At 31.0% G+C, this 12399-nt stretch carries 6 protein-coding genes; 3 read left to right on the top strand and 3 right to left on the bottom strand.

Annotation, left to right across the window (positions count from 1 at the left end; all coding sequences use genetic code 11):
* Positions 1-6: 6 nt before the first annotated feature.
* From L988_RS08175 to L988_RS08165, 3 genes are all read right to left on the bottom strand, one after another.
* The gene (locus L988_RS08175) at positions 7-2751 is read right to left on the bottom strand and encodes a discoidin domain-containing protein (protein ID WP_047383284.1); all 2745 of its coding nucleotides are present in this window, start codon (positions 2749-2751) and stop codon (positions 7-9) included.
* Between the two features lie 71 nt (positions 2752-2822).
* Positions 2823-5528 (bottom strand): glycosyl hydrolase family 18 protein, encoded by a 2706-nt coding sequence (locus tag L988_RS13280; RefSeq protein ID WP_052191762.1) that lies wholly within the window; start codon positions 5526-5528, stop codon positions 2823-2825.
* A 31-nt stretch (positions 5529-5559) separates the two neighbouring features.
* Positions 5560-5982, bottom strand: coding sequence for a hypothetical protein (locus L988_RS08165; RefSeq protein ID WP_047383282.1), 423 nt, complete (start codon positions 5980-5982; stop codon positions 5560-5562).
* A 464-nt stretch (positions 5983-6446) separates the two neighbouring features.
* Here L988_RS08165 and L988_RS08160 point away from each other — a divergent pair, with 464 nt between their 5' ends.
* Genes L988_RS08160 through L988_RS08150 form a run of 3 tightly spaced genes read left to right on the top strand, consistent with a single transcriptional unit; the run spans position 6447 to position 11767 of the window.
* The gene (locus L988_RS08160; protein WP_047383281.1) at positions 6447-8573 is read left to right on the top strand and encodes a chitinase; all 2127 of its coding nucleotides are present in this window, start codon (positions 6447-6449) and stop codon (positions 8571-8573) included.
* A gap of 21 nt (positions 8574-8594) precedes the next feature.
* Positions 8595-10877 carry a glycosyl hydrolase family 18 protein gene (locus tag L988_RS08155; RefSeq protein WP_047383279.1) on the top strand — a complete coding sequence of 761 codons (2283 nt, stop codon included), beginning with the start codon at positions 8595-8597 and terminating at the stop codon, positions 10875-10877.
* Between the two features lie 8 nt (positions 10878-10885).
* On the top strand, positions 10886-11767 hold the full coding sequence (locus L988_RS08150; RefSeq protein WP_052191761.1) for a patatin-like phospholipase family protein: 882 nt from the start codon (positions 10886-10888) through the stop codon (positions 11765-11767).
* Positions 11768-12399: the final 632 nt, after the last annotated feature.

The raw sequence follows: 12399 nt of genomic DNA, 5'->3' as shown, positions 1-12399 counted from the left end.
TCCCTTCTATTTTGTATTTAGCTCTTTATATTCCTCGTATGCCACAGCAAATTTCCAAATCTCAGCCTCTGATATTTTTAATACCACTTTTAATGATTGAGCAAATATCTCATCAAAACTTAAATGTATCTCTTTCATATCATCAAAATTTTCTATTGTATAATCAATTATTTCAATCTCTTCTCCAAAGACATTTTTAGTATATAGTTGATACTCAAAAATATTTTCAACGTTTTCTGTAAAGTTTAGTATTAACTTTGAGATTGCCATATTTGGATTTGTTTCTACCATCTCTTCTAAATATGTTGTATCATTTATAAATAAACTTTTAGCGATATTAATTTTTAATCTATATTCATTCGAAGAAACAATCATTTTTTCTAAATCTAAAATATAATCTAGTGTTACAAAATCAGAGAGTTTAGTACATGTTGAATCTAGGAATAGATTATCTATTGCTATCTTTACCTTACTTTTTTTATAAGCCTTAAGAGTTTCTAACACACTCTCTTTTGCTAAGTTATTATATACTCTATAGATAAAGTCTTTTATTAAGTATCCGGCTTTTGATTTTAAAATACCATCATCCTCTTTAAACTCTATATAATTTCCAGATAACAAATCTTTTACAAAAATATTAGCTCTCGTCAAAGATTTAAATTTATAAATTAGCTCCTCTTTATTTAAAGAGATAAAATAATCTGTATAACTACCATTTTGTTTTACTTCAACTTCAGATATATTTTCTAAAACTTTAAACTCTTCATTCGAATCATTTTCAACAACATAAGAGCTCATACTAAACGAATTTGCTTTTGGTTTATAAAGCCTTTCTAATCCTGAAACTTGCATCTTCGCATTTACTGCGTGAATCTTCGGGAAACTTACCGTTACCTCTTCATCATCTATTGTAAAATCACAATTCTTTCTTAGAATATCACCAGTTGGATTCTCATATACTAAATCTACTCTATACGGCTGCTCTAAAGTTACAAATTTTATCTGATTAAATATTCTTTCTGAAGAAAATTCAAATTTTATCTTCTCTGTAAAACTATTTTGAATAAATAGACTTTTTGCAAGTTTTACTTTATCTATATATTTCCCATCTACTTTTACTCTAGACTCAACATCTAAAATCTGTTCAAAAGTAACAGTTTCTTTTAGTTCTTTGTAAGTTGAATCCTTAAATAAACCTTCAACCTCTTCTCCGATACTATTGTATTGATAAACTTCAATACCATTTATATAACTTTTTCCAGACTCACTTTTTAATTTTATCTCTGTTGTAAAATATCTATTTGGAAGCTTTAAAGAGTTATTTTCTATTTTTCCAATCTCAATATATTCTTGTACTTCTGCTACCTCGTCCCAAGATAAACGAGTACTTCTTCCTATATCTTTTATAAATACTTTTACCTCTTCATCTGTTAAAAGTCTAATCTCATCTATCAAATACTCTTTCTTCATAATTAAAGTATCATCTGGATATTTTTCCGAGAAGAATGATGTGCTTAAATCTATCTTATTATCCATCTCCTCTTTTAAAGAGAAGCTTTCTATTGGAAACGTTTCAAAACTTACAAGCTCAGCATCAGTTGTTCCATAAACTAAAAGTTCAATATCATCTGTATGAACTCTTAATTTACCTGCAAACTCTTCAACTCCAATAGTTATAACACCATCTATCTTGTTTTCAATGTACCAATATAATCTTTTTACTCTCTTTACACCTAAAGAATCTGTGTATTTCAAAGTACTTTTTATCATATCTCGCGAGGCTTTGAAACTAACTCTCTTAACCACTGCTTCATCTTTTAAAGGTATTTTTATTATCTTTGGTGATAATGAATATTTTTCTATATATAGATCACTCGCAAGTTCTAATAATCTCATATAATCTTCAGTATAAATAACTCTCTCTTGTAAGTCTACTATCATCTCTTGAGTTACATCTGAAGCTAATTCATCTCTATCCTCGCCTGTAAACAATCCATAAATTTCATCTTTTAGCGAAGAATATTTATATACTCCAATTTCTGATATATATATACTATTGGCTCCACTTTCTTTAACTCTTATGCAAAGCTCTTTTGCTAAAATAGTATTAAAAGTCACACTTTTCTTCAAAACTTCATCATTTATAGAAGAATGAATCTCTTTCCAAGAGTCTGCCGAAAAACTTTTGTAGAGAATAGTGTATGATTTTATCTTTCCATCATTATCACTATTTGTTGTAAATTCTATCTCGTTGATTAAAGAGGTTTCTCCTAAATCAACTACAAAATCACCACTCTGAGATTCCGAATAACTTTGACTTAAAAAATATGTGTTTAAATTTCCATCTAACGCTTTATCACAAGTATTATCTCCTACTGAAGAACAATTACTTGTAGCAATCATTTTAGTTTTATCCATAGCTCTTTCTAACATATGTTCATTAGGTGCATCTGCTCCTGCTACAAATGGTAATTGATCTATCTCTCTAACTTTTATATCATCTATATTCTCGTAAGATATCTCTTCTCCAAAGATTGTCAATTCACAACTATCTCCATAGAACAAATCAAATTTTAAAATATTTTTTCCATCTAATATCTCTATATTTTTTAGTTCATTTACTATTGTATTTCCAAAAGAGTCTTCTGTTTTTAATGTAGCATTTACAACTCTTCCATCTGTTTGTAATTCAATCTCTTTCGCTACTTTAAATCTAGAAAAGTCAAATTTATATATTAACTCTTGATACATACTCCCTCCGTTGTCTTTATTTTTATAGTAAAATAGAGTGAACAATCGTTCACTCTATTTTTTTAAGTTTATTATCTTCTAGCAAGTCTATTTAAGTAGTTTAATCTTAAAGAGTTCGCTTTGAACTTTTCAAATATCACTGACGTTAATAGGTGATCTGCTTGGTATAAAGATGGGTAAGCTGATGTAGCTTCCGAACTATGCATATCGATTCCATAGTCATCCATTGCGATATCCCATGAAATTATTCCTGCTAAGTTGTTATCTATTACCCATTGAGATTTTACTTCTACTGATCTCTCATCTTCGTATGTATAGAAGATTCCTGCCGTTTCATTGTATAAGTATGGAGCTTGAGCTGCCTCATCATAGTAGTATTTAAAGTCTGTTCCTTTTAATACTGTTCCTGCATGTGGATTAGCTGGTCCGTTCATATCTAGTGTTCTAACTGATACACTTTCACCTTTTATTAATTTATTTAAATGGTTTAGAGGTAATACTCCTGCTCCTCTTCCTCCATCCATTGTTCCTGGAGCTGAACATCCTTTTGTTTCGCTTGCCGTTGGATCAATATTCGTTCTTGCGTATAGTCCTGGTGTACTTGCATTTACCCATCCTGAAGCTGGTTTAAAGATTCCTGACCAACCTCTTGAGTAGAATGGTGAACCTACAGTAATTTTTGTTACAGGTACTCCGTAAGTTGTTGTTACAAATTGAATTAAATCATTTATTGACATTGCATTTTCATTAGGATTTGTTTCTGCTAATGGCTCACTTGGATTTTGGAATAAGTATGATTGGTGGTTTGTAATTGGATCAAACGCTCCATGTACATCATAAGTCATGTAACTGATGAAGTCACAAGTTGGATGCCATACTCCAATTCCACTCTTTAGTATGTGAGTTTTTCCTGAAACAATAGCACATGATAAGAAGTAGTATTTTCCATCCTCTTCTCCTGCTTTGTCTAATGCTTTTCTTAAAGCTTGCATTAAGTTTGTGAATAGGTACTCTTCGTCATCTTGAGCTCTTGGAGTTCCTAAGTCGTTTTTATTATCAACTAAATCTGCATCTCTTCTTGAACAAGGGAATTCCCAGTCAATATCTATTCCAACCATATTGAACTCTCTTATAAAGTCAATACATCTTTGTACGAAGTGATCGATTTTTCCTGGTTGAGCTGCATCTCTGAAGAATGCAGATCTTGACCATCCACCTAGTGAAGCGATTGGCTTAACATATGGATATTTTTTAGACATTTCGTTGTACTCAGTCATAAATGCATTTGTTCCTCCGTAAGCTGAGAACGCTGCACCTGGATCGAAGATATTTGGTGATACGTTTAAGCTAGTTCCATTTGGAGCATCTGCTGCTGACTTTGTTAAGTGAGATATATCATCTTTATCTGTGAAGAAGTTTCCTGTATAATCAGGGATTACATCTACGAATGCATATTGCATATGAGATATCTTGTTCCATGGAGAAATCTTTGGAGTATATTTTCTTCCTCCCCATTTCCCCCACTCTGGAGTATAAGTTATGTGCATTTTTTCCATTGGAGTTCCTAATCCTTCTACGTTAGAAACATTCATTGGTTCTAAATGAGCGTTAGGTGCTGTTCCTGCTGAATCCATTTGGTGATTTCCTGGGCAATTAATAGCTGCCTCTTCTGAGTCAGATAATTTTGTCCAAGGTGACCATCCCTCTACTAAAGGTTTATCTCCTTTTGAAGCCCATCCTGTATGTCTGAAATGTAATCCATTATAATAAACTATTTTATTAGTTGCTGATCCATATTCAATTTCAGGGTTCCACTCTGGGTAGTTACAATATTTAACTCCTCCATCAGGCGTTGCAATTTCTATTGTTCCAGTTGTACTCTTGTAGTAAACTGTTACTTTATCGTTAGTTTTTTCGTCTCTTGTATAAGTTACTTTATAAACAAACTTTAAATCTTTGTTTGAAGGGAACTTAGAAGCTGACACAACGTTCTTAGCCGATCCTTTATTTGCAGCTGTATAGTTTGTATCTAAGATTTCAGATAATTGTCCATCTAAATAAACAGCTAATCTGCTATCGATAACTCCCCAAGTATTATTTAAAGTTATTTCATAATTTCCGTTTGAATTTACAGTATGTGCCCATAAGTTAGAGTATGGTAATGTTGCTGGGAACTCCCCATCTACTGGTGGTGGAATTACCTCTTCATCTTCTATTACCACAGTATTAGACATAATTTGCTTATACTTATCTGACCAGTAGTATTTCGCTAAGAAGTAGTAGCTTCCAGCTTCTGTTGATGTAAAGTTTGCTGCCGCTGAAGCTGAGTTTGTAGTTACTTTTTCTACTCTTGTATTATTTTTGTATAGCTCATACTCTACTGATGTTATTAAATAGTCATTTTCAGAAGTTAATAACTCTCCTACTAATTTTTTATTTAAATTTTGTAAAATTGCCTTTATTACAACTGGCTCTAATTCAGGATCTACTGGTGGTACCACTTCATCGTGATCACACTCTCCTAAAAGTCTTAAAATCTTTTGTACTAAAAGTTTGAAAGATAAGTACTCTTCTAATTTTGTAACTCTGCTTAAATTTAAAACAAAATCATTCATTTGTTCAATTAAAGGAGCTAACTCTTCGCACTCTATTCCATTATGATTTTCAGCATATTTGCTATTTATGTAATTAACCTTCTCTATTGTGTTATTATATATTTTTTGAAACTCTTGCTCTCTATCTACAATAGGAAATAAATCATTATTCGTTCTTTTCATTTGTAACTTTATCCTCCATTAGTAAATTTTTTTATTTAAACATTCTATAAGACTTTTCAAGTTTTCCTTGATAAGTTGATGTTTCTTTATTAAAATCTGTATGTTTTTCTAAAAATGTTGACAATCTTGAAATCTCTTTAGATAGTTTTATCAAATCATTTTCAAGTTCTTGAAATCTTCTTAAAAGATTTTCTGTTTTTGTAAAATCTGTATTTCTTTCTTCTAATTTAGAAAGTGTAATCTCAACTGATATTAATTTTGAAGATAATTCTGAAAAGCTTTCTCTAAATGCATTATTAAAATTTTCGTTTCTTTTCAGAGCTTCAACATATTCTGTTTTTATTTGTAAATATTTTTCTTGATAATATTCACATTTTTCTTCATATTCCTTATTTATAGCAATTAGATTAGCAATCTCTTTCTTTAGCTCTTTATTTTTTCTATTAAAGAACATACTATCTCCTTCCATTATAAAAATATCTTAACTACAATATTTTACTTATCATCATCTAACATAATAGTTTTTAGATATAATTTAATTATACTTTGAATTATATTTTCATATTTTTTCTCTGTTTTTATCAAACGTATTTAAACTTTTATGAAAACATAATACAGTTTTTATCAAAAATAATCAACTATAATTTTAAAAAATTTTTTTTATAGCTATGAAATCCCTTTAATTAAGTGCACTTATACTTAGATTTTTAGCTAGTTTAATTTATTTTAAATTTTTTTTGATTTGAAATTTCATTCTACTTATGCTAATATAGATTAACTTATCATTAAACTTAAATATTTTTGAAATATTTTTTCTTTTTTTACAAGTTTTAAGAAATTAAAAATTTAAAAATAAAATTAATAAAACAATTATGAATTAAAACTATTCTACGGATTAAAAATAGGAGGTTTTTTATTTTGAACTCAAATAACGAACTAGATTTTCAAGTTAGTGACTTAAAAACTAAAATTTCATCTCTGTTTGATAAATTTAAAACTCTTCAAACAAGCATGAACGTAATTATGGATATTGTATCTTCAAATCCTGAATACAATATAACAAAAAATAAGTTAGAAGCTTTAGTCGGATTAGCTAATAATTTAAATAGTACTAATAGCATTAATGAATTTTATGAAATAAAAGCTTTAGCTTATGATGTTGAAAAAATGATTTTCGATTTAGAGCATATCATCGAAGGAGGAGAACCTGAAGTTCCTGAAATAGTTGTTCCTGAAATTAATACGGCACTATTAGAGGATACAGGAATCACTCTTGTTGGAACTCTTAAAGATATCATAGATCCAGAAATAAGATTAAATAACATTGAATATAAATTATATAAAGAAGTTGGAACATCAACTGTTGAAGTAGCTCATATCGCTCTTCCTGAATCTTTATTCTCTGTTGATTTCAAATTCAGAGATACTGGAAGCTTCTACTTTATAGCTACTTATTACTACGATGGTGCTAATGAAGTTATTCAAAGTAAAACTATAAAATCAAACACAGTAACTATTCAATTAGTTGATAAGGAAGTGCCTACTATCTGTTGTGCAGCTTTAACAAACTTTGGTAACACACCTAAAGGATTATTAACTAAAATTGTTGATATGGATTCTGCTATAACTGAAGTTACATACACTTTAAAAAATACAAGTAATGTAACTGTTGAAACAGTTGTTAAAGACAATCCATTTGAGCATATTCAATTTGCTGATGTTACTGAAGGAAACTATTTCTTTAATTGTAACTGCAAATATGATATCGGATCAAAAACTGGAACAATTTTATTAAACTCTAATATCATTAATATAAAAGGAGAGATTGTTGATCCTAATCCTAACCCTGATCCAGAGCCAAACCCTAATCCTACACCAACAACAAAATGGCCAAGAGCAATCTTCGCTCCATTCGTTGATGCTGCTAGAGATGATGTAAATTTTAAATTTGCCTTAGCTGACAAATCTAAAATAACTGGTGTTCAATTCTATAACCTAGGATTTATAACTGCTGATTCTAACAAAAATCCAGCTTGGGCAGGAAACTTAAACCTACCTGGAAACAAAGGAACTAATGCTGGACTTATGCAAGATATAGAAAGATTAAGATCAATGGGTGGAGATGTTTGTATATCATTTGGTGGACTTAACGGACCATATTTAAATGAAGTTATAACTGATATCCAAGACTTAAAAAATAAATATAAATCTATTATTGATAATTGGAACTTAAGCAGAGTTGACTTTGATATGGAGCACAATAGTACTTCTGGAAATACAACTTGTGATGCTAACAAAAGAAATCACCAAGCTATAAAACTTTTACAAGATGAACTAAATGCTGAAGGAAAGTATGTTGGAATTTGGTTTACACTTCCAGTTATGCCTTATGGATTAAATCAAAACGAATTACTTCTTTTAGATGACGCTATTAAAGCTGGAGTTGAAATTGAAGGAGTTAATATCATGGCTATGTGTTATGGATCAGCTTATGCTGGTAATATGGCTGAGCAATCTATATCTGCTATGACAAACCTACAATCACAATTAAAAACACTTTATAGCAATAATGGAATTATAAAAACTGATGATGAACTTTGGGCTATGGTTGGTATCTGTCCAGAGATAGGAATCAACGATACTGGTGCATTCAATACATTCTACTTAGAAGATGTTACTCCAGTTCTTGAATTCTGTAAAACAAAAAATGTTGGTATGATCACATTCTGGTCTGCTAATAGAGATAAAGCTAATAACGGTTCTGAAGTTAATGGTCCTGATTCTACTGGATTAGCACAAGAAGAGTTAGCATTCTCTAAAGCTTTCCAAGTTTATAATAACATTAACCCTAACGCGGCTAATCTTGTTCCTTCACAAGATTGTGGAATATACAACGGTGTTCCTGTTTGGCATCAATCAATGACATATCCAAACGGAAATACAAAAGTTTACTACGAAGGAAAATACTATGTTAACGGATGGTATGTTTCTGCATGGGATAACCCACCTACATCAAATGAAGCATGGTCAGAAACTGCACTATAATTTTTAAACAAGGAGTGTGTAATGAATACTTTAGAAATACAAAGCATTAAATCGCATTTTTCAAACGTTTTAAGTCACTACAACAATCTAAAGAAAAAGTTTGTTGATTCTTCTAATGAACTTGAAGCTTTAAATATACAATTAATTGAATTAAAAAATAAAATGAACAGCTTAACTATGGAGTCTTCTATCATTTACTTCTTCGAAGTTAAAGAGCTTCTTGCTGCTGTTGAAAAAACAATCTTCGATTTAGATATCGAAGTGGAAAATCCTGAGCCTCCTGTAGATCCTGAAATTCCTGAAATTACACTTCCAACAATTGGAAGTGTTGAATTAACTACAGCTGACAAAAAAGCTACTGTTATTTCTAAATTAGTATCAGATCCTCAAAATAGAATAACTCAAGTTACATATATCTTAAAAACTTCAGTTAGAAATACTATTGAACAAAGAACTACTACTACACCTACTACGGCTGTTACATTCAACAGCATTTTAACAGCTGGAGATTACGTTGTAGAAGCTATCTATTCATATACTGGTACTAACTCATTAGAGCAAATAACAAAATACTCTAATATAGCTACTATCGAAGAGGAAGTAATTCCTCCTCCAACTACTGACAATATAGCTACATTAAAATTAACATCAAGTCAATCTTGGGGAACTGGATTCAGTGCTAATCTAGAATTAATTTCACACACTAGCGAAAACTTCGGTGGAAATTGGGAATTAAGTTTTGATTCACCTGCATCTGGACTTTCACAATGGCAAATAAACGCTTCTAAAGTTGGAAACAGAATAGTTATTACTTCTGGTGCTGACTGGTCTGGTGCTGCACACTTCAACCTTGGACCAAATGGAAGTTTTACAATAGAAGGTATTAATGGAAACGGTGCTGACTTCGATAATAATATAGCTGCTAACGCTACTTTAAACGGTCAACCTGTAACTCTTATGATTAACGGAGAAATCATCGGTGGTGGAACTGTTGATCCTGAGCCTCCTGTAGACCCTGAAACACCTACAGCTTCTTTCCCTGATAGATTACCTATAACAGGAGCTATTGAAGTAGGAACTATCTACTTAAATGGCGAAGAAACTACTCTTTTAGGAACTGTATCAGTACCTCATACAAATATTCATTCTGAGTATGCTGTTTATGTAAATGGATTCAAATCATCTTTAAATCCTGTTGAATTGACAAGAAGATCTTCTATGTTAAATGTTAATATTGCTGTTTCAACACTTCCTTTATTAACAGGTAGCAATGATATTCAACTTGTTTTTGCTGGAGTAGGAGAAACTGAAGTAACATACTACATTACAAATACAGTAAGTATTAAAAAAGAATCTACTGGAACTGGTAAAAAATCACTTATCGGATATTGGTCATCTTGGGGAGGAAACTCTAATATAACTTCTTATATCGACTTAGAAGATGTTCCTTCTGAATACGATACAATAGTTGTATCGTTCATCGAGCACTCTAATGACTACTTAACTCCTCAATTCAATCCTGAATTAAGTGGAAAAGTAACTAGTGCAGAGTTCAAGCAAAAAGTTGCTAGAATGAAAGCAAAAGGTCATAATGTTATAATTGCTGTTGGAGGACAAAATGGAGTGTTCCATCTAGAATCTAATAGCGATAAAGAGATCTTCAAAAATGGTGTTATACAAATAATCGAAGAATATGGATTCAACGGATTTGACGTTGACTTAGAAGGTCAAAGTGCTAAAAACGGAACTGGATATGTTGTTGAAGCTATCCAAGAGATTGTTGAGCATTTTAGAGCTAAGGATCCTAACTTCGTATATTCAATGGCTCCTGAGGTAGCTTATTTAATAGATGATGGATTTGGAACTTTATACATCGATTTAATCAAGAAAACAAAACATCTAATAACTACTATTCATCCACAATACTATAACGCTCCTGGTACTGGAATTTATCCATTCAATGGAAGCGGAACACCTGTAATGTGTAATACTCCAGAAACATTCATTCCTGAGTTTACAGAAGCTCTTATCAAAGGACATGATGGTCCTGCTTGGGGAGGAGAATGGGCGACTTTATTCCCTATTGGACCTATCCCTGAAGAGATGTTAGCTATCGGAGTTCCCGCTGGAGTAGGTGCTGCTGGTACTGGTGCAACTGCTAACATGAATGAATTCGTTAACGCTTGGAGAGAAGTTCAAAGAAGAGGATACGAAAATGTTAAAGGATTTATGACATGGAGTATTGACTGGGATGAATACCACAACTGGCAATTTAAAAATGCCGTAGCTCCTCTTATTAAATAGTGATTCATATGAAAAAATTGAGAATTTTATCTATTGACGGTGGAGGAGTAAAAGGAATTGTTCCTGCAATAATTTGTGAATATTTAGAAAATGAAATTTCTAAAAAAGTTAACCGTAAGGTCTTTCTTCACGAATACTTTGATCTAATTGTTGGAACAAGTACTGGAGGAATTCTAGGTGCTCTTTACACCTCTCCTAATTATCATACTGCACAAGAAATTGTACAGCTTTATAAAAATTGTGGAGATAAGATTTTTAATAAAAATATAATTAGAAGGGTTTCATCTTTTGGTGGAATCCTTCGTCCTAAATACTCCACAAAAGCCTTAGAAGAGCTATCTGAGTCTCTTTTCGGGGATATAAACTTAAGTGACACTATAAAACCCTTCATGACAACTTCTTATGATCTTATTAGAGCTAAGGAGATTTTTTTTGATAGTTTAAACGCTAAAAGAAAACCTTTAAAAAACTTTAAATTAAAAGATGTTGTTATAGCTACCTCTTCAGCTCCAGTTTATTTCAATGCAAAAAGACTTATATCTTTGAACAATGATATATACAACTGTATAGATGGAGGAATCTTTGCAAACAATCCAGCTCTTATAGCATATGCAGAGGCTAGAAATATCGATTTTAAAAAGCATCTTAAGGATAATAAACCATCATTTCCTGGGTCTGATGATATGATTTTAATATCACTTGGTACAGGTCATAAAGAGGGATATAAAAATTATGAACATCTAAAGACTAAAGGTGGAGCAAAGTGGGTTATGCCTATAAGGGGTTCCGTCAGGAAAACGCGGTTTTACAACGTTAAGAAAATTAAAAAATTAATCGAACCTAATAAAATCAATATCTTATACCGTTCTGCTCCCGAAAACGCGGAATAACAACGCTAAGAACTGATTTTTAAGGATTTTTTGATTTTTTTTAAAATTTAACAACGTTAAGGATTAAAAAACAAGCCTATTGAGACACTGAAAACCCTTATTTTTCAATGGGTCATAGAATATCTCAATAGAGTACAATCTATTGAAACATTTTGATTTTTGAGACAATCTTTAAAAATTCTAGTTTTTTAAGAACAAAAAAGCTTATAACCTTAATAAAATCAAAGACTTATATAGTGTTTCAAAATTCCTTAGCGTTGTTATTCCGCGTTTTCCTGATGGTACCCCTATAATAGATATTCTATTTGCAGCTCAATCAAACACTGATGATTTTATTTTAAGAAAGATATTTGATTCTTCTAAAAATAAATGGAATTATTATAGAATAAATCCAAGATTATATAAAGGATCTTTAGAGTTAGATAATAAATCAGAAGGTAATATAGAAAAGCTTTGTGATGATGCTCATGAGTTTATAAAAAGAAATAAAGATAAGTTGGATGACATTATTCTTCAACTGATTTTAAATGATTAAAAGCTACTGGAAAGTGGCTTTTTTAATTTTATTAAAATTTGTAACTACTCAGCTAGTAACTAATAAAGTTTAATAGGAAAGATACTTTTTTCAAATT

The organism is Cetobacterium sp. ZWU0022, from assembly GCF_000800875.1.
Taxonomy (GTDB): domain Bacteria; phylum Fusobacteriota; class Fusobacteriia; order Fusobacteriales; family Fusobacteriaceae; genus Cetobacterium_A.
This window is presented reverse-complemented; position numbering and strand designations above follow the sequence as displayed.

What these genes read in the sequence shown, in the direction of transcription:
- L988_RS08150 (WP_052191761.1), top strand. Translation starts at nt 10,886, where the DNA reads ATGAAAAAATTGAGAATTTTATCTATTGACGGTGGAGGAGTAAAAGGA.
- L988_RS13280 (WP_052191762.1), bottom strand. Translation starts at nt 5,528, where the DNA reads ATGAAAAGAACGAATAATGATTTATTTCCTATTGTAGATAGAGAGCAA.
- L988_RS08165 (WP_047383282.1), bottom strand. Translation starts at nt 5,982, where the DNA reads ATGTTCTTTAATAGAAAAAATAAAGAGCTAAAGAAAGAGATTGCTAAT.
- L988_RS08175 (WP_047383284.1), bottom strand. Translation starts at nt 2,751, where the DNA reads ATGTATCAAGAGTTAATATATAAATTTGACTTTTCTAGATTTAAAGTA.
- L988_RS08155 (WP_047383279.1), top strand. Translation starts at nt 8,595, where the DNA reads ATGAATACTTTAGAAATACAAAGCATTAAATCGCATTTTTCAAACGTT.